25 protein-coding genes and 4 tRNA genes are annotated in these 22149 nt (G+C 40.1%); 18 read left to right on the top strand and 11 right to left on the bottom strand.

Translation table 11 applies throughout. The features are described from left to right. Positions 1–9 precede the first annotated feature (9 nt). From WC473_02380 to WC473_02360, 5 genes are all read right to left on the bottom strand, one after another. On the bottom strand, positions 10–1338 hold the full coding sequence (locus WC473_02380; protein MFA5124649.1) for an O-antigen ligase family protein: 1329 nt from the start codon (positions 1336–1338) through the stop codon (positions 10–12). After that, the gene (locus WC473_02375; GenBank protein ID MFA5124648.1) at positions 1331–2239 is read right to left on the bottom strand and encodes a hypothetical protein; all 909 of its coding nucleotides are present in this window, start codon (positions 2237–2239) and stop codon (positions 1331–1333) included. Before WC473_02375 ends, WC473_02380 begins: the two co-directional genes overlap by 8 nt. Positions 2240–2322: 83 nt before the next feature. Then, on the bottom strand, positions 2323–3513 hold the full coding sequence (locus WC473_02370) for a hypothetical protein (protein MFA5124647.1): 1191 nt from the start codon (positions 3511–3513) through the stop codon (positions 2323–2325). A gap of 313 nt (positions 3514–3826) precedes the next feature. Then, a tRNA-Cys gene (locus WC473_02365) sits at positions 3827–3898 on the bottom strand. 158 nt (positions 3899–4056) lie between these two features. Next, the gene (locus WC473_02360) at positions 4057–4605 is read right to left on the bottom strand and encodes a transglycosylase SLT domain-containing protein (protein MFA5124646.1); all 549 of its coding nucleotides are present in this window, start codon (positions 4603–4605) and stop codon (positions 4057–4059) included. Between the two features lie 559 nt (positions 4606–5164). On the opposite strand from WC473_02360, the gene WC473_02355 reads away from it, so the two are divergent. Beyond that, positions 5165–5653: a hypothetical protein gene (locus tag WC473_02355; GenBank protein MFA5124645.1), complete on the top strand. Its 489-nt coding sequence runs from the start codon at positions 5165–5167 to the stop codon at positions 5651–5653. Positions 5654–5811: 158 nt separating this feature from the next. On the opposite strand, the gene WC473_02350 is transcribed toward WC473_02355, so the two are convergent. Further along, positions 5812–6639: a bifunctional 5,10-methylenetetrahydrofolate dehydrogenase/5,10-methenyltetrahydrofolate cyclohydrolase gene (locus WC473_02350; protein MFA5124644.1), complete on the bottom strand. Its 828-nt coding sequence runs from the start codon at positions 6637–6639 to the stop codon at positions 5812–5814. A 96-nt stretch (positions 6640–6735) separates the two neighbouring features. Here WC473_02350 and WC473_02345 point away from each other — a divergent pair, with 96 nt between their 5' ends. The 12 genes from WC473_02345 to WC473_02290 all read left to right on the top strand — a co-directional run bounded on the left by WC473_02345 (position 6736) and on the right by WC473_02290 (position 14089). Then, positions 6736–6957: a hypothetical protein gene (locus tag WC473_02345; GenBank protein ID MFA5124643.1), complete on the top strand. Its 222-nt coding sequence runs from the start codon at positions 6736–6738 to the stop codon at positions 6955–6957. A gap of 41 nt (positions 6958–6998) precedes the next feature. Continuing rightward, positions 6999–7358 (top strand): hypothetical protein, encoded by a 360-nt coding sequence (locus WC473_02340; GenBank protein MFA5124642.1) that lies wholly within the window; start codon positions 6999–7001, stop codon positions 7356–7358. Positions 7359–7722: 364 nt separating this feature from the next. Then, the gene (infB, locus tag WC473_02335; GenBank protein ID MFA5124641.1) at positions 7723–9693 is read left to right on the top strand and encodes a translation initiation factor IF-2; all 1971 of its coding nucleotides are present in this window, start codon (positions 7723–7725) and stop codon (positions 9691–9693) included. Positions 9694–9703: 10 nt separating this feature from the next. Continuing rightward, the gene (rbfA, locus tag WC473_02330) at positions 9704–10039 is read left to right on the top strand and encodes a 30S ribosome-binding factor RbfA (protein ID MFA5124640.1); all 336 of its coding nucleotides are present in this window, start codon (positions 9704–9706) and stop codon (positions 10037–10039) included. Between the two features lie 91 nt (positions 10040–10130). Continuing rightward, positions 10131–10577 (top strand): hypothetical protein, encoded by a 447-nt coding sequence (locus tag WC473_02325; GenBank protein MFA5124639.1) that lies wholly within the window; start codon positions 10131–10133, stop codon positions 10575–10577. A gap of 6 nt (positions 10578–10583) precedes the next feature. Continuing rightward, on the top strand, positions 10584–10856 hold the full coding sequence (locus WC473_02320) for a hypothetical protein (GenBank protein ID MFA5124638.1): 273 nt from the start codon (positions 10584–10586) through the stop codon (positions 10854–10856). A 106-nt stretch (positions 10857–10962) separates the two neighbouring features. Beyond that, complete coding sequence (locus WC473_02315; protein MFA5124637.1) at positions 10963–11487, top strand: inorganic diphosphatase; 525 nt, start codon at positions 10963–10965, stop codon at positions 11485–11487. Position 11488: 1 nt separating this feature from the next. Further along, positions 11489–12688, top strand: a complete 1200-nt coding sequence (locus WC473_02310) for a glycosyltransferase family 4 protein (GenBank protein MFA5124636.1) — start codon at positions 11489–11491, stop codon at positions 12686–12688. A gap of 1 nt (position 12689) precedes the next feature. After that, positions 12690–13739, top strand: a complete 1050-nt coding sequence (locus WC473_02305) for a glycosyltransferase family 4 protein (GenBank protein MFA5124635.1) — start codon at positions 12690–12692, stop codon at positions 13737–13739. Between the two features lie 75 nt (positions 13740–13814). After that, positions 13815–13887, top strand: a tRNA-Arg gene (locus tag WC473_02300). A 24-nt stretch (positions 13888–13911) separates the two neighbouring features. Continuing rightward, positions 13912–13983, top strand: a tRNA-Arg gene (locus tag WC473_02295). A gap of 32 nt (positions 13984–14015) precedes the next feature. Beyond that, positions 14016–14089 (top strand) — tRNA-His (locus WC473_02290). Positions 14090–14204: 115 nt separating this feature from the next. Here the strand turns inward: WC473_02290 and WC473_02285 are convergent. The 5 genes from WC473_02285 to WC473_02265 form a co-directional block, all read right to left on the bottom strand. Further along, positions 14205–14879 (bottom strand): class I SAM-dependent methyltransferase, encoded by a 675-nt coding sequence (locus WC473_02285; protein ID MFA5124634.1) that lies wholly within the window; start codon positions 14877–14879, stop codon positions 14205–14207. Positions 14880–14902: 23 nt separating this feature from the next. After that, on the bottom strand, positions 14903–15844 hold the full coding sequence (locus tag WC473_02280; protein MFA5124633.1) for a Fic family protein: 942 nt from the start codon (positions 15842–15844) through the stop codon (positions 14903–14905). Positions 15845–16058: 214 nt separating this feature from the next. After that, entirely contained in the window at positions 16059–17012 is a 954-nt protein-coding gene (locus WC473_02275) for a polysaccharide deacetylase family protein (GenBank protein ID MFA5124632.1), read from the bottom strand. 1 nt (position 17013) lies between these two features. Beyond that, positions 17014–17301, bottom strand: coding sequence for a DUF134 domain-containing protein (locus WC473_02270; protein MFA5124631.1), 288 nt, complete (start codon positions 17299–17301; stop codon positions 17014–17016). Between the two features lie 84 nt (positions 17302–17385). Beyond that, positions 17386–17574 carry a DUF5320 domain-containing protein gene (locus WC473_02265; GenBank protein MFA5124630.1) on the bottom strand — a complete coding sequence of 63 codons (189 nt, stop codon included), beginning with the start codon at positions 17572–17574 and terminating at the stop codon, positions 17386–17388. A 230-nt stretch (positions 17575–17804) separates the two neighbouring features. Here WC473_02265 and WC473_02260 point away from each other — a divergent pair, with 230 nt between their 5' ends. The 5 genes from WC473_02260 (at position 17805) to WC473_02240 (ending at position 22144) form a co-directional block, all read left to right on the top strand. Next, positions 17805–18077 carry a DUF4405 domain-containing protein gene (locus WC473_02260; GenBank protein MFA5124629.1) on the top strand — a complete coding sequence of 91 codons (273 nt, stop codon included), beginning with the start codon at positions 17805–17807 and terminating at the stop codon, positions 18075–18077. 61 nt (positions 18078–18138) lie between these two features. Further along, positions 18139–18963: a ZIP family metal transporter gene (locus WC473_02255; protein MFA5124628.1), complete on the top strand. Its 825-nt coding sequence runs from the start codon at positions 18139–18141 to the stop codon at positions 18961–18963. Positions 18964–18972: 9 nt separating this feature from the next. Further along, positions 18973–20079 carry a YibE/F family protein gene (locus WC473_02250; GenBank protein MFA5124627.1) on the top strand — a complete coding sequence of 369 codons (1107 nt, stop codon included), beginning with the start codon at positions 18973–18975 and terminating at the stop codon, positions 20077–20079. Between the two features lie 252 nt (positions 20080–20331). After that, positions 20332–21399 carry a Fic family protein gene (locus WC473_02245; protein ID MFA5124626.1) on the top strand — a complete coding sequence of 356 codons (1068 nt, stop codon included), beginning with the start codon at positions 20332–20334 and terminating at the stop codon, positions 21397–21399. 241 nt (positions 21400–21640) lie between these two features. After that, the gene (locus WC473_02240; protein ID MFA5124625.1) at positions 21641–22144 is read left to right on the top strand and encodes a hypothetical protein; all 504 of its coding nucleotides are present in this window, start codon (positions 21641–21643) and stop codon (positions 22142–22144) included. Positions 22145–22149: the final 5 nt, after the last annotated feature.

Genomic DNA, 22149 nt, shown 5'->3' with positions numbered 1-22149 from the left:
GGTAATGTTCTATTGATTTTTCACTTTATCATCAATTATCGGCAATGTCAAGGCCAGCCAAAAGATTATTAGGCCGATGTATTGGGTGAGAAAGTAATGATCGAACAAGCTGATAACTAATAAGGCAATTAGCGGCAACAAAGCCGGGGATTTTTCGCCGTTTTTGATAATTACATAAAACAAGCCGAGAATAATAATCAGTCCGATAATCCCTAATTCAGCCAAGACAAGAAGATAAAGATTATGGACCGGTTGTAAAAGGTAAGCCGGTAACAATGGCGATTGCTGATGCAACAAGTAAGTGTAATTGTTTAATCCCGCGCCAATCAGTGGCCGACTCGCGATCAAATCAAGCGCTTGGGAAATCTGCGATTCACGTTGCATCAAAGAATTGCTTTCTAAACGGTTGGACAAATCAGCCCGGGCGATAATCAGCGGATTAAAAATAACAAAACAAGCGGCGAAGATTAAAAATGGAGCCAGCATCACGGTGATATATTGCGGCCAAGGGTTTTTGGTTTTCAGCCAATAGCCGAGGCAGAGGATCAAAGTAACTAAAGCCGCCAGCCAGGCGGAACGAGAAAAGGAGAAGAATAAACCGGCAAAAATCAGGCAGACGCTGACCAGCAGGAAAATTCGTTGGCTTTCCCGTTTAAATGAGGGGAAAGTCGGCCAAGTAATTTGTTGCCATAAGATTAAACTCGCGCCAAACAGTAAGGCCAGATAACCGCCCAAGATATTGGGGTGGGAAAATGGTCCGTAAGCCCTGAGCCAGCGACCTGTGCCTGTTTCAATAACTGTGTCGCCCAAAACCGCGGCCGAATGCGGCGAGAGCCCCAGGATGACGCTGGAAAAATTGCTTTGAGTCAGAAACTGCCAGATGGCCAGAAGAGCGACCGGCCAAGACGAGGCAACCAAAGGCCAAAGGATGTTTTTTAGACGCAGATGAGAGTTGAGGATTATAAGCATCAGAGTCGCGCCCTCCAGCAGATGCAACCACAGGTAATAAGTTGCCGATTGATCCGGCGACCAAATAATGGATAGTCCTGACCACAGGACAAACAGCCAAATAGCCCCGGTTACCGCTATTCTTTTTTTATCAATCGTCTTTGAGGGTTTAAAGTCAGGCAGGAGCGATTTAAAGCCCTTGCTATTGATCTGGTCAATCACGAAGACCAACACTATCAGCCACAAAAGAGGTTCAGTCAGATAAACCTGTCCGGTGCCGTATTGCCACTTAGCCCCGTTGATGAAATTTTCAGCAAAAATATAAACGGCCTGCCAGGGCAACAGGAAAAGATATGAGACGATTAAGAAGTTTAATATTTTTTTAAGCATGGCTGATGAGCGAATTTAATTTTTCTTGAAACGATTGGCAATGGTTTTGTCGTTTGTCCCGCAGATGCAGTTTAATTATGGCCGGATCCAATATGACGTTGCGACCGTCGCAAGCGTCAAAATATTTTTGGGGCAGAATCCGCCATTGCCAGTTTTTGTAGTGTCTTTCAGAAATTAGTCCCGCCGTAAATTCTCTCAAGCCCTTGAACAATCGGCCGGTTCTTTGCCGGATTAGGACTTGCGACGGTTGCCAATTGGGCAATTTGATTTTGAGCCAATTATTGGCGCAAAAAAACTGTTCTATGATGATTTTGTCATCGGCAACGAACAGAAATGTCGCGCCTTCGTAGTAGGGCAAGAAGCACCCCGGCTGGTTGACCTTGGCTAAAGACAGGTTTTCTTCGCTGACAAAGTAGCTGGCGCAGAATTTGTCTTTGGTGTTCTTTTCTTGCGCCCGTAAACGGAAAAATTTTAAGAAGGAATTGACGAAGAATCTGGCGGTCCACAAACGTCCGCTGGCGGTAATGATAAACAGATCAATATCGCTTTCGGAGCTGGAATTTTTTAGGGCCAGCGAGCTGTAGACGGCTACGGCTTTGACATAAGGCAACCGAGCGATCAGGCGCGTCCAGAATTTAGCTCGTTTCATTTTAGCGATAGCCAAGCGGTAGCGTTTGAGCCGCAAGGCCGGCAGGCGCTGATCGGTAGACAAATGATATAAACCGCGATTATGATTGACAAGCGACCGCAGTCCGGTGCCGTTTAAGGCCGAAAGCACCTTCGACAATTCGGCCGGCAGGGGCAAGAATTTCCTGATTTCCAAAAGCGTCAAAGGATAATCAATGACTGAGAAATAAATCAAAGTTTCTAAAATGGCTTGTTCCAGGGCGGTTAGCGACATATGCCATTAATATAGCATAACCCGGATAAACAAAAAACCCCGCATTGCAAGATGCGGGGGTAAAGGTGCGAAAATGATATTGATCAGTTGCCGGCGAAGGGACGGCAGACCATGGATTTCAGATGTTGAAGACGCAAATGAATGGGTTTCTTGGGCAAGGTGGCATAGCTGATTTCTTCAGGCAACAGGGAACAAGCCATTCTCTCCAATTCCCTTGCTTGTTTTTGTTTCCGTAACTCTTCTTCCTTGATTTGTTTTTGTTCCAGTAGTCTTTCTTTTTCTATGCGTTTTTTAATCATTCTTTGTTGCCGGTCAAACTTTGATTCCGATTGGTATTTGTCGATCAGGCGGCCAATAACCGCCGCTGAACCGCCGACAAATCCCAAACAGCAAAGGATTGCAAACAGCAGCAACCAATTGGTGGCAATAAGGGTGGCAATAAAAGGAAGGAGACAGGCGTAACCGATAATGAAGCGCCAGTTCAACAAGACCTTCCACCATTTCTTTGTTTTTATTTCTCCGTTTTTACCAATGTAGTTTAATATTTTGGAGTAATATATGTCACAAAAAGCGCCATAGGTTAACGGTTTAAAAATACTGCGCCAGTTTATCAGCGTTACGCCGACAAAGACGTTACCAATCGCGAAAGCCCACACTTTTAGAATCTGCATTATCGGCAATATGGCAATAGTAAGAAAATATGCCAGGAAGCGGCGTTTCCGGTGGTGGCATTGATCAATCGGCTTGGTGTCAAACCAATAATTCACCAGCCGGTAATCTCGGGGTTCCGGAGCAAAGGACTTTTCGTCCACATCAACTTCAAGCAAGGCGAAGTCCTTCGATGTTAGAAGTTGACGATCGTACATGCCAATGCCTTCAGTCGTTCCATTGTCCCTAAAAGCTTTGGCAGCGTTAATTATTAAACAATTATAATAATTAAAGCCGGCACAGCGTTGTTGTATTTGCAAGTAATTTTCCGATGACCAACTCGAGGCATCAATGATGCCGGCGCAAATAATATGCCGGCCGGGATTGCGGAAACTGATGAAGGTGCTTCCCTCGGTTATAGGTAAAACCTTTCGGCTTTCTTCTTCATAGCCATAATTTTTAATCCCACATTGACTGAATTGCCTGATATGAAGGACGGAAAGGAGGATTTTTACTTCCCCCTCCTCCGCTTTCAAGCGTTCAATCTGTTCCGGCGACAGGCACCATCTGATGCCCATCGTAGCGGATTTGCCGTCTCCCTCGCTTTTTAATTGGTGCAGTAACATTGTTTTCTCCTTGGGCTAAGCCCAGTTGTTTATTGTCGCCAATGATTATCAGTGATTTGATTGTTAAAGAACTTAACAAGTCATTCTATCATAACCGTTAAATTTTGTCAATAAAAGACCGTCTGGCAAACGGGCGGTCTAAAAAGTCTAAAAATTTAAAAAAGGTCTGGGGGGGGATTTTCGCGCATCGCTCTCGCGATGCTTGTCCAGGGTTGGCGCTAGGCGCTCCCATGGTCGCGCCTATCGGCCTTCGGCTACGCGCTCTCGCGCTGGCCTTACTGCCAACCAGTTCGATCCCCCAAAAATTTAAAAAAGGTCTGGGGGGGGATCGAACCCCCGAATAACGGTTTTGCAGACCGTCGCCTTACCACTTGGCTACCAGACCATCTGGTTGTTCCTGCTTAGGCAGGAATCCATTAGTTTGAATAAATTATTGTATAAGTAGCATAACAAATTATCGACTGGATTTCAACTCGTGTCGCTACGATAAAACACCCCCGCTTGGAGGTGTTTTATCTCTATTCGCCGATTGGCGGAGTTAGGTTATCTGATAGCCAGGATTCTGGCACAAGACCAAGCCGACCAACTGCCATCGTCCAAACGTTTGGCGATAGCCCATTTGGTGGCGGCTTTGAAATCCAACTTGTCAGTGTCAGAAATATTCTTATGGATAGAATTAATCTGCCACAAACCCATATCTTTGGTACCGTTATAATTGGGCTTAGAAACCACCTTATAATCCCAGCGGGATTCGCAGTTAACGATCGCCGCGACTTCGCGGGTGTTTAAACCGGCTTTTTTGGCCTCGTTTAAAACATACTCTTTGACCTGTTCCATAGTCGGTTCGGGTTCGTCAATAACCTTGTTCAAGGCGATAGTGTCCTCAACGGTTTTGGTTACTCTGATGATTACATTATCTTCTCGGTCATGGTTATAAATGACTGGTTCGGCCGAAGTGGCGGCAGTCGCATAGGCGATTTCTCCCTGATCAAACAGGCCGGCGGCCTGCGCCATGGGCACTAGGGAGATCTGCAATAAAAAGACTAATCCTCCCAAGACAAGCGTATTTTTTTGGATTGTTTTTTTGTTCATAAATAATGGTTAGCCCCAACAAAAAATCACCCTATCATATTGGGTGACCTCGTGTTCAGGATTAACCATTGTATCACATCAAGATTATTTTGTCAATAGCTGATGTGTTCAAAATAGCTGTTTTTTGTTTAAATTTACAGTAAATTAATTGGGGATAAAATCAGGAAATTCAGGTTTTTGAAACATGAATTATGATTTTTCTTTTTTTATTTTAACTTCTTGATTTTGAATTTTTTTTGATTAAAAAATCAGTCAAGCGATTTATAGGTGTTATTTTTGAATTTTGGCTTATTTTAGATATGATGCATTTTATCTTGTTTAAATTTAGCTAATATAAGATATAATAGAGTTATCCTTGTGGACAAACCCCTTGACAAAATTTTATTGGTATGCTATAATGGTATATTAGCGATAAGAGGTAATGGAAACATAAGATCATTCACAATTCGGCTGGAATCTGTAATTCCCGCCGATTCGCATCCCCCTGATTAAGGGGAATAGGAACTCCTGAACAAGGAGTAGAAAGCCGACGGCTAAGCCGATCGGTAGGAGAAGAACCATGTTGAAGAAAGACCAGTCTCCCAAGAATCGAGGAGGAAATGCTCAGCAACGGCGGACAGCTCGGCGTTTTTTTCAACGGAACGGCCTGTCGGTGCCGGAGTGGTGTTCGCCTTTCATTATGGCCTCGGTCAACGGGGCGCCGGCGAGTCCCATGTCGCTTCGGTCACTCCGTAAGGCGATGGAGGCGAAGCCTATGGCGTCGTCGATCAAAGATTCTGTCCCCACCAAACCGGCGGGATGGCGGCCTCGGCCCGATCCCCACCGCGCGTTGGCGTCGAAGAAGTCGGCACCCGACAACACCGCCCTCCTTCTTACGGCGTTGACGTTGGCCGGCCCGGAAGCGATGGAGCGTGTCCTGGACGATGCCGTTTCGGCCGAACGCCGGGAATTCGAGGCGAAGCAAGACGCGGTCAACGCCGAGCTCGCGGCCGAGAAGCTCCCCTGGTACAAGCGCTTGGCACATCGCCTCGGCTTCGGCAAAAAGTAGCGCGGAGTAGCACACAAAAGCCGCCCTAACTGTAACAAGTTGGGGCGGCGATTTATTTTTATTTTTTTATTTATTTATCGTGTTTGATGTGTTTGATAAATATCGGCCCAATAAGATTCCGCACGGCCTTATGCGGAGACGGCAAAACAAAAAGAAAATTATTTTTCTTTATTTTTTTTCGCCAGTTCAAGAACATTCCTTAGCAAACAGGCGACGGTCAGCGGACCGACGCCGCCGGGTACGGGCGAAAGCCAGCCAGCCACTCTTCTTACAGACGGGTCAACGTCACCGACGATTTGCCCGTCTTTTTTATTTATACCCACATCAATGACGATGGCGCCGGTTTTGATTTGGGAGCTCTTTAAAGCGTATGCCTGGCCCAAGGCAATGATGATAATATCAAAATCAGTTGAATCACTTGGTATAGAATGCGAGGCGACGGTCTTCTTAATTCCTAATTCTTGTTTGAGGTATTTTTCTATTCCCCCGGTAAAAACATCGCTTTTGCCGATAACCAAAGCTTTTTTAGCAGTTAAATTTTCTCCCGTCGCTTTTAGCAGTTCAATAATCGCGGCAATAGTCGGTGGCACTATAGGTCCGCCATTAAAGCCATCCGCGTCTTTTTCCGGCGCAATCAGTTTAACCATCTTGTCTTGATTGAATTCTTCGGGCAAGGGCAATTGTAAAAGTATACCATCAACTTGTTTATCGCGATTAAGAAATCCGATAAGTTCAGTTAGTTCCGACTCGTCAAAATCTTGCAGGATCTCGTTGCCGCCCAGGTATTTGTGAAAATTAATACCCACATTAAAACAAGCTTTTTCTTTTAAGCGGACATACATTTCCGAAGCCGGATCATTGCCGACTAAAATAGCGGCGAGACCCGGTTGCAATCCGCTCTCAATGATTTGTTTACTGATATCCAAAAGGATTTCATCGGCGATTTTTTTGCCGTCCAGAATGACGGCTGATTGTGATGTAGACACACTGTTGACAAAGTTAATTATTTAAGATATAATGATTTATCGTTCGTTTCAATTAAATAAAGCAAGCTGAAGCAAAAGCCGAAAGGAATAATCATTATGAAGCTTCCGCGTTTGATGTCCGGATGCGAAATTTGGTTTTTTTCTAATGATAATCCTTATCATGAACGTAATGGCCATCGGGCAAGGATCTTCCGTATTGACCGGGTAAGAAGAAAAGTGCGCCTTCATTTTTTTGATGATGACGACAAGCTGGCAGAGGAAGAATTTAATTTTGTTGATTGTTGGGAAGAAGAAGTTTCGCTTCATTCTTTTTATTGATTTTTAATTTGTCCGCAACCAAGAATCGAGGAGGAAATGTTATGAAAGCGACTTATGATCCGGAAGAGAAACAATTAACGCTGATTGCCAGCAATCCCGAAGAACAGGATGAGTTTGAAGGGTTAGCCGCGGTTATGCGTCACGGCGACGAGATTTCTCTTGGGTATACCAAAGATACGCGCGCGTTGATGATTGGTGGCAACGCCATTAAGAAACGTTGGGGTTTTGACGTAGGATTTTCCTTGGAGGTTGGAGCGAGCGATAAGGCCGTCAGTGATTTTGCGGATGGATTTTTTAACTATGCTTGTAGCGCGACTGGCGGAGGAAGAGCCATATTTTTCCTTTGGGCCGGGGAGATTCCTGAAGACGGTTGGAATACTTTGGTCTTCAGCTATCTCTGACAAATATCAAAATCATCACAGAAGATCTTGCCGATAATACTATGGACGCGTTTAGTCGCTTTATACGCGATAATTCAAAAGGTAAGGGTGTTTTTTATTTGAGCTATCTCGGCAGTAAAAGCAATAGGAGCTGTCCCATTGCCTTAATTTTTGGCGTTGTTTTTGAACATTTTATGCCCAGTCGGCTTTGTCGGCTGGGTCTTTATTTTACTATAGACTATTTGACAATAAATTTCAATTTTGTCAATTTGCCTGTAGGCTTGATTTTTTTAGCTTATTTTGTTATAGTTAAGGCAGTTTTACGCTATCAATTTGCAATTACCTTTTAATTACTACAGATTTTATAAATTTTTAACTTAACATAATGAACGTATCAGAATTAGCCAGACGACTAAGAACAACTTCTAATGAGCTTTTTGATAAACTGCCCAGCATGGGTTTTGATATCGGCCGGCGCGCCATTAAAGTTGATGATCGTTTGGCCTTGAAGATCGTGGAAGCGTGGAAGGCTAAGGAGCGCCGAGAACGCGAACAGGCCTGGTTGTCGGAAATTCGCCAGCAAGGGGTCAGCGCCGCCGCCGGCGAATTATTGGGCGGAGAAATTAAAGTTCCGCCGGTTATTACCGTACGCGAGTTTTCCGCTTTAATGAACTTGCCCATCACTAAGGTTTTGACTGCCCTGATGCGCAACGGCGTTTTGGCATCCATGAATGAGCGCATTGATTTTGATACCGCCTCCATTATCGGCGAAGAGTTGGGTTTTAAGGTTTTGCCGGAAGAAGGTACGGCTGAGGATGCGGCCACGACCGATGCGCAGGATAAACTTAAGGAAATTCTGACCGGAGATGATATCAATAAGATCAGCCGACCGCCGGTTATTGTAGTCATGGGTCATGTGGATCACGGCAAGACTAAGATTTTGGACGCCATCAGGAAAACCGACGTGGTATCCACTGAGAGCGGCGGCATTACTCAGCATATCGGGGCCTACCAGGTTCGCCGCAATGATCGAGCCCTGACCTTTATTGATACTCCCGGCCATGAGGCCTTTACCGCCATGCGCAGCCGCGGGGCGCGCGTAGCCGATATTGCTATTCTGGTTATTGCCGCTGATGATAGTATTCAGCCGCAGACCAAGGAGGCGATTAAAATCATCCAAGACGCCAAACTGCCGTTTGTGGTGGCGATTAATAAAATAGATAGGCCCGAAGCGGATATTGAGCGAGTCAAAAAAGATTTGTCCACCATCGGTCTTCTGCCTGAGGATTGGGGCGGTAATGTGATTTGCCGTCCGGTTTCAGCTAAGGAAGGAACGGGCATTGATGACTTATTGGAAACTTTGATTCTTCTGGCCGACTTAAACAGCGAGTCCATCATGTCTGATCCTAACCGTCCGGCTATCGGCACGATCATTGAATCTCATATGAGCAAAGGCGAAGGCGCTGTCGCGACCATTTTGGTTCAGGCCGGCACTTTGCGTGTCGGTGAAAATCTATGCATCGGCCATGATTTATGCGGCAAGGTCAGGTCGCTTAAGGATTATAAGGGCGACGAGGCCAAAGAAGCGACGCCGGGCACCCCGGTCAAGATCATCGGTTTGAAATTTGCGCCGGAAGTCGGCTCTATTATGGAGGATTGCGGCGATGCCAAGAATTTTAACCGCGATTTGAGAAAGATCCGCATTGGCCAACAAAAAGATTTTTCGGTCATGGGCCTGCCCCAAACCGAAGAAGAGAATGATAAGGTTAAGACCATTAATTTGATTATCAAAGCTGATGTACTGGGATCGTTAGAGGCGATTATTGAGTCATTGGCCAAAAAGGAGACGCCTGAAGTCAAAGTCAAAATTATCGGCAAGGGTTTGGGCATCATTACCGAGGCCGATGTCCTTAAGGCCGAAGCGTCAGACGCGGAGATTATCGGTTTTAAGGTCAAACCAGCTCAGACTGTGGCCAACTTGGCGCGCGACAAAAAAGTTGACGTGAAGCTTTATGAAGTCATTTATCATTTGATTGAATATATTGAAGAGCAGATTAAGATATTGCAATCGCAAGAAAAGCGACAGAAGCTTTTGGGCAGACTGGAAGTAATCAGGGTGTTCCGCAAAGAGGCGGGCAATATGATTATCGGCGGCCGGGTGCTTGAAGGAGAAATCAAGGCGACTGACACGGCGATCGTAGTGCGCGCCGGCGAAGCCATTACCGTAGGCAAGGTTACTCGCCTGGAATGTTTTCGCAAAGTCGTAGAGCATGTTAATGAGGGTCAAGAGTGCGGTGTGACTTTTGAGGGCAAGCCTTTGATTCAGGATAAGGATGTGATTGAATTTTACGATTAGTATTATTCCTATGTCAGACCGGATGGTAAAAATCAATGAACTGATTCTTCAGCAACTGGGCGAGATCATCAACCGCGAGGTGGAGTTGCCTAATATCTTTGTGACGATTACCCGCGTGACTACTTCGGCCGACTTGAAGTATTCCACTGTTTATATCAGTGTTATGCCTGATGCTGAAGCGGAGCGCGCCGTTTATAAGTTAAATTTACTGGCTCGGCGTCTGCAAGGTGAGTTGAATAAGAAAATCGTGTTACGCAGTATTCCGCGTTTGGAGTTCCGTCATGACGATAGTGGTCAGCACGCTAGTGAGATAGATCAATTATTAGATAGCCTGAAGATAGAATAATTTGAAAAAAATAAAATTTCAAAGGAAACAAGGCAGAGAATGCTGATAATAAGTTTAATGGGCACCTTAAACAACTGAAAGGATAACAACCATGTCGGAAAAAAAGAGCGGGAATTATTGGTTTGACGTACCCCAAGGTCCGTCAAAATTGCCCTGGCAAGAAGTCGGCGTGATGTACGGCAGTGAAGGCGATGAAACTTGCGATTTATGCGGCACTTATTGGAAGGAAGGAGAGGACTGTCATCATTTTAAGTTTTTGAGAATGAACGTAGTGATGGAATGTTGCGGAGCGGTTATTGATCGGTTATATCGGGAATGGGGCAGTCGCTTCACCAGCCTCCAACTTCATCAGTTTGCGAAAGATCCGACCAGTCGTGATTTTCTCCTTTTGAGAGGCGATTTAGACGATGCCTTGCGCGTGGCCACAACGTTAATATGCAAAGTCATCACTGACGTTAACCAGGCGCAGAGCCGGTTGGAAGCAATCGGAATGGTAGCGGGATTCGTACAACCTTCCGACAAACAGGGGGAGGGGTAAAAACTTATGAGCACTCCGGCGATTGAAGTTGGTAAATATTATCAGAGCAAGCTTTTCGGCCGTTTTTATATTTACAAGGTTAAGGAAATAAGTGATAGTCATAGTCCTCATGCTTCGTGCGATCTATTGGTGTGTGCTGAAGATTGTAGGATTTATCACTCTTATTGTCAGTGTGTTATCCTTGGTAAAGAAATCAGCAAGGAAGAAGTGGAGGCGATTAAGGCTAAGGTTTTACAGGTCAGGTTGGAACGAGTCCGCAGAGAGTTTGATCTGTTCTGATCTGCGATAAGCAGTACGTTTGTCAGCGCCGCTTTTGTAAGCGGCTTTTTTCTTGCTTAAAATCGCGGTAAATGTTAATATTTTTATATTAACGTCGATTATCATTATGGGCATTAACAAACTAAAAATCGGCGACAAGGCGCCGGAGGAAGTCAATATCTTAGTAGAAGTGCCTTTAGGCGAAATAAAAAAATTTGAGCTCAATCCACAGACAGGTTCGTTGGAAGTGGATCGGGTGTTGGCGACGACTTTGCCGTTTCCTTTCAGTTATGGTCTTATTCCGGAAACACTGGCTGATGACGGCGATACTTTGGATGCGATGATTCTTTCCGATCAAGTATTGCAGAAGGGCCGAGTGATTGTTTGCCGGCCGGTGGCGATACTGAAGATGGAAGATGAACAGGGGCAGGACAGTAAGATTTTAGTTGTGCCAATAAATGAAATGAATGAAAGCTACACCAGAATTAAGGATTTGGCAGACTTGGATTTGTCACTGAAAGAAAAGGTCAGTTTATTTTTTAAGCATTACAAGGAATCGGAGAGGGAAAGATGGAGCAAGGTTTATGAGTTCGGCGATAAGGATGAGGCGATTAACGCTATTAAAGAATCAATTAATAAATTTCAAAAGTAGCATGTTAATTTTATCTAACGATTATTCCAATAACTTACCTAATTCCAAACATCACGCCAAGGGCGGGCCGGCTAACTTTGCCAAACGGTTTAAAAGTTTTTTAAAAATTGAAGGACATGTTTGGCTTGGTTTAATCGTTGAATTTAATTCGATTGAGTCTCCAGAGCTGAAATTCATTAACAAAACTAAAAGCTTACAATATTATAGATTAAAAGTTCCTGGATCGCTAGCAAAAAAAATTGGGCGTACGCCGAATAAAATAAATGCCGAAAAGCTTTTTGGGCCGGCCATTGATTTGATTGCCGGATTAATAAAAGAAACTCAGCCGGATATTATTTTTTTAAACGGCTACGCGATTTCTAATTGGCTGATTTTAAAAGCAGCACAAAAAGAAAAGATCCCAGTAGCAATTCAGCATGCTGGCATATGGACTAAGGAATTACGAGTTTATAAAGATTTTTTTAGTTTGGCTGGCCGCAAGATAATGGAAGGAATGGAAAAAGAGATACCGAAAATCGCAGCCGCAGATATATTTTTAAATGATTGGAGTCGAAGATACTTTAATGCTCATGTCGCTAAGACTGCTAAAAATAAAACTTACATCATCCCCCTGCCCATAGACTTTGCTTTTTATCAAAAGGCAGATAAAAAAAACAAAAAAATATCAAAAGATACTTTTAATATTGGAATTATTTCTAGATGGGATAGAATAAAAAATCATGAATTAATAGCTCATTTAGCCGAACAAGCTAGAAAAAACGGTTTGCCATGGAAATTTTATTCAATCACAAAAATTCCTAGAACATCTAAAAATAAAGAAATCAAAAAGCTATATCGTAAAAATATAAAAATAATTCCACAAACTAATCAGGTTGGAATTAGAAATTTTTGCAAAAAAATGGATTTAATTATTTTACCATCACAATTTGAGACTGCTGGGTTTGTAGTATTGGAATCAGTTGCTTCAGGAACTCCGATTGCCATTTCAGAAAATGTTGGTTTTGTAGATGCTTTTAAAAAGTATGGTGCTCAAGATTGGGTGATTGATTTTAATAATCCCAGCTCCGCCATTAAAGAAATAATAGCTATTGCTAATAAGCCGATGCCTGACAAACTTAAAAACTTTCTTTTTTCTAATCATCAAAGCGATAAAGTTTTTAAGAACTATATAAAACTTTTTAAAAATATAATCAAAAAATAATATGAATATTGCACAATTAGTTTCTAATATTTATCCTGTTAAGCTTAGAGCTTATAATGCTATTTATTCTCATGTGGCTATGCTGAGTAATGAATTATCTCGTTCCTCCGGCAATAGCGTGGAACTTTATGCGGCCGGTAATTCGGAAGTTAATTGTGATTTGGTCTCCGTTCATCCCCAACACATGTCTAACGGAGTTTTCTCTGAAGATGAAAAAAAGTATTACTTGCATTTGTTGATTTCTAAGTGTTTTGCCAATGCTTCTAAATACGATATTGTCCATAGCCATTTTAATATTTTAAGTTTGTTTTATTCCAATTTAGTTACTTCAACCCCAGTGGTTAATTCTATTCATAGCCCAATTAAGGACGAACTTAAGCCTATAATACTTCAATTTAAGAATGCCAATTTTATTTCTTTTTCGTTAGCTCAAAGAAAGTTTCTTCCAGAGCTCAATTGGGTGGGGAATATTTATCATGGAGTGGATACTAATGTTTTTACTTTTAATGATAAGCCCAAAGATTATGTGTTATTTTTGGGAAGGATTACCAAGGATAAAGGGGTGCATTTGGCGATTGAGGCGGCCAAGAAGGCGGGCATTCAAATTATTATCGCCGGTAAAAGTTATCCTAATGAAGGTTATTGGCATGATGAGATTGAAAAGCATGTTGATGGAAAAAAAGTCCGTTATGTTGGAGAGGCTGATTTTGATGCTAAGATTGAGTACCTTAGAAATGCCAAAGCATTGTTGATGCCGGTGCAGTGGGAAGAACCTTTTGGTATGGTCATGATTGAGGCCATGGCCTGCGGTACGCCGGTAATTGGTTTTAGGCGCGGAGCGATTCCAGAGATAGTTTCTGATAAGAAAACCGGTTATGTAGTTGATGATGTGAGTGGAATGACTAAGGCGATAAAAAATATCAATAAGATCAGCCGGGAAGAAGTTCGTAAAAGAGCTGAGAATTTTTTCAGCGTTAAAAAGATGGTCTCCGGTTATCAGAAGGTTTATAAGCGGGTGATTGAAGAATATAAGTTTAAAAATAAAAAATAAATGTAGCATCAATCTTGACTTCTGTCATTTTTTGTGCTATACTTTGACTTACTGAAATCGGTTTTTTTTAAGTATGTCCGCGTAGCTCAGTGGATAGAGCAGTAGCCTTCTAAGCTATTGGTCGCAAGTTCGATTCTTGCCGCGGACACTGCAAAGTTGAATTATTTTTTTGGTCCTCGTAGTTCAATGGATAGAACGAAGGATTCCGGATCCTTTAATACAGGTTCGAATCCTGTCGAGGGCATTGGAAGAGGATGTTCTTGCTTAAAATTAATGGTGGGTGTAGCTCAATTGGTTAGAGCACTCGGTTGTGGTCCGAGCGGCTGCCGGTTCAAATCCGGTCATCCACCCATTTCGGTACTATTCATAACTATCAAATTTGATAGTAAAGATGAATACAACTACAAAAAAATACTCATAAATTGAGTATTTTTTTGTTAAGGAGAAAGGGAATTGAACAACTAACTATTTATTATTGCTAGCAATAAAGGCAAAATAGTCTTTATTGTCTCGCCAAAGTTTTAATATTTTAAAATTACTAAAATGTTTTTTAATCAAATCCTTATTATAAATAAAATGTATCAATCCAGTCTCATTACCTTGCGTAGGTAAATAAGTATTTTGAGCAATTTTTTTGGCAGTTTTAACTAAAAATAATCTTACTTTGCCCTTAGAATAGCGCCCACATACAGTAATAAAAATTATTCCGCCCGGCTTAACAATGCGAGTGATTTCTTTAATCGCTTTCAAAATTGTAGCTTCTTTAGCATGCTGGATAACTTGGATACTAATTAGAGCATCAAAAAAATCATCCTTATATGGTAATGGTTTATAAACATCTTCTAATTTTAAATCAGCGACCAGTCCACGTTCTTTTAATTTTTTTCTTAATATTTTTAAACCAGTGGGAGCATTATCTATACCATAAACAGTAAATCCATTCTGTGCCAAATATAATGCATTACGACCGGCACCACAGCCAAGGTCCAATACTTTTTTAGCCTTACTCTTTTTAAATTCTTTTATAACCTGCTCCAAATCTGGGTGAGGCGTCTCTAAAATATCATAGTATTTATACGACTCGCCTTCTTTGTCATAAATCTTCTCCCATATAGAAGTTATAGTTTTAATTTTCGACATATAGAAAATATTAAGCCGATTAACTATTTTTGTCTTTGTCGATTTTTAAGATAATTATTAATAGCGTCCATGTTTGTCACCCAAATCCTGCCTTCTTTATGAGCCTCAATTTTTCCCTGTCTTGCCAAGAGATTTAGATATTTGTCTGAAAAGGTTGTTTGTTGGCTAATTTCTGACAGTGGCATATACTTTTCTGATTTTGATTTAGTCGGCGCTAGAGTTTTTAAGTAAATATTAAGTGAGCGCTCAATCGCCTGAGCGATAAAAGCCACAAATGGCGCTAAGTTACCTTTATCGGCTTTTTCTAATGTTAGGTAATACTTTTTACGATCATTTTTTAGAATCATGACTAATGGGTAGCCGTCTTGCATTAGAAGTAAATTCATGAATAATCTAGCCGTACGACCATTACCATCGTTGAATGGGTGGATATTAACTAATTTGTGGTGGGCGATCGCCGCCAATTCAATCGGATGCAGTTTATTCTTGTTATTTCTCACCCAATCAACTAATTGACGCATTAATTCAGGCACCTCAAAAGATTCTGGCGGTTTATGACTAGAGCCGGTTATGGCAACATTACCAGTGCGATAAACGCCAGCGTCTTGTGGGTCAGTATCCTTAACGATTAATTGCTGAAGGTTTCTGATTAGTGACTCTGAGACGGTATGCCTTTTACCGTGTTCTATTAGATCGTAAAGGTAGTTTAATGCCTCATAATGGTCTTTGGCTTCCAAATGATCTTTGAATGACTTGCCCTTAATAGTAATGCCCTCGGCAATTACCAAATAAGTTTCTTTGAGTGACAGGCGATTACCCTCAATAGCATTGGAATTATAGGTCATTTCAATCGAAAACTGCTCTCGCAATTTAGCGACAGCCGTAGGTGGCAGGGGGCGCAACCTTTGCAGTTGCTCAAACTTCTCATTAATCCGTTTTTCTAATTGTTGGTTTAAATAGGTCATATAGCTTAATATGGTATGGTTTAACTAATGACACTATACCATATTAAGGAATTTTGTGCAAATCCTTAATATTCCTGAGTTTTTGCTTAATCAGCCCTGTCTCTTTCGGATCGTTAAGTATTTGTATGAGCAAATCATAGTCGTGACCCAAGATGGGAATTTGTTAGAATTAAAAACATCCTAGTTACTTAGGATGTTTTTATAAATTTATATCTTATTGGCAAATCATTAAATCTTCAGAAGTAGTTGTATTGCGAATAGTTTCAACCCCAGGAATCGGTTCATAATCTTGTATTTCTTTAGCTGGTTTCGGCGATACGTATTTTACCTCTTTATTTAAAGGAATTTTAGCGTTGGCCATTGTGACTACTTTTTGATTTTCTAGCCAATTATTAAAGCTGGCCCATTTAATTCGGTCAGATTTAAGCGCTTTCTCATATTCCTGCCACCATTCCAGCCTAGTGCCGCCAAGATAAGCATGAGAAACAAGAATCATATTCATTGGATTTTTAGCGATGCTTTCAGTTAATATGGTACCAAAGTCTTTAGCATTAGAGCCCCTTGCCCATAAACTATAATCACACAATGATCCGCGTCCCATTTCTCCGACATCAACGTTGGTGACTGAAATTATTTTAGTTTTATACTCAATCGGCTGATAGATAACCGCTTCAACATCATTCACTCCTCGTCCTAAAATATATTCAATACCTAAGGCGTTAGCAGCCTTTAAGGTATTCTCATCATAAGCGAAATAACGACTGCCGAAAACTCGCATAGTTTTACCGGTAATTTTCTCTACCAACTCTTTTGATTCCTTGATGTGTTCATATTGTTGATCGTATGGCATGTCCCAAAAAGAAGCCTCATCGTAACCGCCAGCGATTTCATATCCTTTATTAGCTAGGCGCTTGAATACTTCCGGATATTCTTTAAGAACATTATCTTGAACTTTAACAAGAGCCGTCAATTTGCGATTATCCAACTCTTTTTCCCACCGAAGAATGCCATTAATTTTTTCAAATTCAATCAGCATTAGCATGGCATTAATGGGTTTTTTATTGTCTTTTTGTAATCTTTGGTTAAGATTAATCGTGGTAAATATAGCGACTATAAAGATCACGATAATTGCTAGAATTGAAAAGATGATTCTTTTATTTTTTTTCATATTATTGGCAATTATTAATAATTTTAATCGCCTTGCCGTTAATTAAAGCATCAGCGATTTTGGCTGCAGCGGAGTAATAAATTCTTTGGTAGGTGCTGGCAGAAGTGTTCATTTTCTCCGCCGCTTCTTGCTGATCAAGATCTTTGATGTGTCTTAAGCGATAGGCTTCAAGTTCTTCGGTTGTAAGTTCTACAACTTCAAGTCGCCTCATGGGCATTCCTTGAGGTTTAAAGTAAGTAATGTTGGGGTTGAAGGATACTTTTCGACAGTTGTGTGGTCTGGGGCACATAAGTTTATTGGTGATTTGTTAAACGGGTTTAAGGAGCCAAGAGTTTTAGCTCCTTCAAATCCGCTTCCATATAGAATTGATGGATTAATTAGAAACTCTATTGCGGCAGCCACGTCCTAAGCCTAAGCCTCTGCTGGGGCAGTTATTTCTGCCACGTCCTAAGCCGCGGTTTTCGTTGTCGTTGGCTGTAGATTGGGCACCATTAGTGCCAGAGCATTTACCTAATCCTCGGCCAGTTTTAGGGCCTTCTCCACGTGGGCCAGTTCCATTCATATTTGGCATATTTTTGTGTAATTTAAGTTAATTATACTCGATAATCCGACCTTTCTTAAGGTTACCTATTATGAGTATATACCCAAAACTAAAATTTGTCAAGTTTTATTAGTTAATTGATAGAGGGGCAATAAAGTTATATTACATATTAAATTAGAATTATATTTAGTATTTATGCTATAATTTATGTATAAATATCAATAAATAATTATTAATCTAGAATAAATTATATGAAAAAAAACAAACTTAATTTTTTAGTCGATTTATTAGCTTTTATTAGCTTTTTAGTGGTTGCTAAAACGGGATTAATCATATTTTTCTTTTTACCGGAGGGCGTTAGACAGGGCCGTTATCAAGAATTTTTCGGGATAACTAAGTCAGTATATTCATCAATTCATGATTGGACGGGAATTATTTTAATTGTTTTAGTTGTTATCCACTTAATTTTACATTGGCAGTGGATTGTTTGTAGTATTAAAAATTTGTTTAAAAGTGAAATATAGATTGATTAATTAGTATTAATGTCGGTGCAGTGGAAAAAAAACGTAATAAACAAAATTATTTATGTTAAATTTGTCTAATATTCAATTTGCTCTAACCGTTTCCTTTTTTGCGGGAATGGCGTCCTTATTGGGTGCCTTTTTTGTTTTTGCCTTTAAGGGTTTACCATTAAAACGCGTCGCCTTGGGGTTGGGTTTTTCGGCTGGTATTATGGTTTACTTATCTTTTTTTGAATTATTACCAGAATCATTAAATATTTTACATGATAAACAGATTGTAATTTTTTATTTTGCTTTGGGCGCGCTGATTGCTTATTTTCTTGATATGCTGACACATTATTTTTTAGATCGTGGTAGCAAACATGATGATAATATTTGTTTGATCGAAAAAAAATCAAATAATTCAATAAAATGTGATAAAATCGGAAATAAAAAATTGATGGCTACTGGTGTATTTGTTGCAATTGCAATTGGATTGCATAATTTGCCAGAGGGTGTTATAACCTTTACTTCAGCTGTGTATAATCCATATTTAGGGTTAATAATGGCTTTAGCAATTGCTATACATAATATACCGGAGGGATTTTGTGTTGCATTACCTATTTATTGTTCGACTGGGAGTCGTTGGCGCGGTATTTTTTATTCATTTATTGCTGGCATTGCAGAGCCAATCGGCGCAATATTAGCCCTTCTTCTATTTATTAATTTCCCGAATCCCTTATTGATGGGTTCTTTATTAGCCGCTGTTGCTGGTATTATGTTCTATGTTGCCATTGATGAATTAATTCCTGCCGCCAAAAGATTGGGACATGGGCATTTAAGTATTTTGGGGACTATTTTGGGTTTAGGTTTTATGTTCTTGGTAATTTATTTAATGAATCTAATTTAATAGTTGTTTATGAACAATAGCTATGTAAATTTATCAATAGTATTTATTTTAGCTTTTTTAGTGTTCACTCCATTTTTTGTTAATGCTCAAACCAAAAACCAAAATAACACTTTTAAGGCAAAAGTCATTAAGGTGTTGGAAGAAAAAAAGTTTAATCGTGAAGATGGATCAGTAGCAATCCAACAAAATTTATTATTAAAAGCGTTAAGCGGACCTCTAAAGAATAAGGAAGTGACTTCTTTTGGAATTGGAGATTTTGATGTTGTTTCGGTCGGCGCTTATAACGCTGGGGATAAAGTTTATGTTGATGTTATAAGCAGAGAAAATGGCGATGAGCAGTATTTTGTCACTGACTATATCCGTACTGGCTGGCTTTATCTGTTAGCAGTTATATTTGTTTTATTAACCATTCTAGTTAGCGGGCGCAAGGGAATAAAATCATTGTTGAGCTTAATTTTAAGTTTCGTAGTCATTATATTTCTGATTATTCCTCAATTACTTGCTGACGCTAATCCTCTAATTGTCGCTGTTCTAGGATCTTTATTAATTATGGTTATAATTATTTATTTGACGGATGGCTTTAATAGAAAAGCACATTTAGCGGTATTAACAGTTTTTATTTCATTAATTTTAACATTATTATTAGCATATTTATTTACTTGGTTGACTAGATTATCTGGCTTCTCTACAGAAGAAGCAACACTTTTAATTGGAACCAGTATTGGAAGTATAAATTTTCAAGGATTATTATTAGCTGGAATTTTGATAGGAACTGTTGGCGTATTGGATGATATTATTTTGGGACAGATTGAAGCAGTGGCGCAGATTAAATTGGCAAACTCATCCTTGCCATCAAATCAAGTTTTTAAGATGGGTCTCAAGGTCGGGCAAACTCACTTGGGGGCTATTGTTAATACGTTGTTTTTGACTTATGTCGGCGTTTCCCTGCCTCTTTTAATGTTATTTTATCTTAGTCCTACCGATCCTGTTGATTTTTTTCAAGTCATCAATAACGATGCGATAGCTACGGAAATCGTTAGGACATTAGTCGGCAGTATTGGATTAATGCTGTCTATGCCGATCGCAACCTGTTTAGCTAGTAAATTATTAAAATAATAAATATCTCGAGAATAAATTTCATGCTTTACCCGTTTTGTTGAGACTTTAAATCGGTACTTATTCTTTAATTCTCTCCAACTTCCGCTTAATTAAGCCAATCTCCTCCGGATTCGATAGGATTTCTATGAGCAAATCACGGTCGTGACCCAGATTTAAAAAAGATGCATTTATTGCATCTTTTTTGTTATCTATTGATAAATCAAATATAATCGTATATAATTGAATATATAAGCAATATAGTCAAAATATATGAATAAAAATAAACTAAGTAAGAGATTAGAATTGGAGCCGACAATGGTCAATAAGATTTACGGTTTAATCAGCCAGATTGACGAATTGAAGGGTCAATGGAAAATGGGCGCTAACTTATCGCCCCAATCTTTAAGTCGATTAAAGAAATCAGTTATTGTAACCTCCTCTGGAGCTTCCACGCGTATTGAGGGAGCTAAATTAACAGATGAGCAGGTAGAAAAATTACTGAAAGGCTTAAAAATCACTAAACTGGTAACCAGAGATGAACAAGAAGTCGCCGGTTATGCTGAATTATTAGCTAATATTTTTGAATCTTATAAAAATCTTCACTTATCAGAAAATTTAATTAAGCATTTTTATGCCGAACTTTTAAAATATTCAGAAAAAGATGTTCGGCATAAGGGTCAATATAAATTCGGCGATAATCGCGTCGAAGCACATAATGCTAGCGGTAAATTAGTTGGAGTATTGTTTGAAACAACTAAGCCGCATTTAGTTGTTAAAGAAATGGGAGAATTAGTCGATTGGACTAAAGAGGAATTAGAAAACAAACAAATCAACTCGTTATTAATTATCGCTAATTTTGTTTTTGAATTCCTCTCAATTCACCCTTTTCAGGACGGTAATGGCAGGACTTCGCGGGTTTTGACTAATCTACTGCTTTTAAAGGCTGGCTACGAGTATCTGCCCTATGTATCGCATGAAAAACTAATCGAGGATAATAAAGAGAATTATTATTTGGCACTAAATAAGTCACAAAGAAAACGTGGCAAATCAATAGAGGATATCACGCCTTGGCTGGTATATTTTCTAGAAATTATTTTAAAGCAAACTAAATTAGCTTTAGGATTATTAGACAAGGAAAATATTGAGAATCAATTATCGGTTAGGCAGTCGGAAATCTGGAGTTATTTAAAAGATCATAAAATGGTAACGCCGAAAGAGTTGCGAGAGAAGTTAAAAATACCAGCACCGACAGTCGTTCAAGCTCTAAATAAACTACTGGAGATGAAAAAAGTGGAACGATTAGGCGCTGGGCGGAGTGTAAGATACAAAATTATCTAATATGGTATAGTCATCAAGTTGAGCTATGCCATATTATAAAAAAGGAACCAATTCATTAATTCTCTCCAACTTCTTTTTAATTAACCTTATTTCCTCTGGATCGCTCAGTATTTCTATGATCAAATCACGGTCGTGACCCAGAAATTAAAAATACTCCCATAAGCCGGAGTATTTTTTTATAAAAATATTGAATATATTTTGTAATAATGGTAGGATTATATTATAAATAATAAGCAAAACCATGACTAAATATCTGTATCTTTGTGTTCTATTATCAGCCGTTTTTGTAGTTTCTGGTTGTACTGATAATTCAAACAAAATAACTGGCTCGGAGGTCAGCAATGATTGTGCCAGTCTCTGCGCTCAAGCCAACAGCAAATGCGCTGAGTTTGCATCAGGGGAGGAATGCCGGAGCCAATGCGTCAATTGGGATCAGGCGACTAAAGACAAAATTAAGACCGCCTCCGATTGTTCGGGGATGCTAGCCAAACCCAAAGATAGGATGACTGAATTGATCCCGGAGATCAATGAACCTAATTTGCCGGTAGCTAAAAATGATTGTGAAGCGGCGTGCAATAAATATGTTATGAATTGTTTGACTTTGGTACCTAATGTCAGCGAAACAGTATTCAATGACGGCTATAATTACTGCTTGGGCGAATGCGCTAAATGGGATAAGAAAAAAATAGACTGCATGATTGCCACCAATGATTGTCCGTCTATGAGTGAGGTCTGCGGTTTATAACTTCA

The organism is Patescibacteria group bacterium (assembly GCA_041650895.1).
Lineage (GTDB): Bacteria > Patescibacteriota > Patescibacteriia > 2-01-FULL-39-33 > 2-01-FULL-39-33 > CAISTG01.
This window is presented reverse-complemented; position numbering and strand designations above follow the sequence as displayed.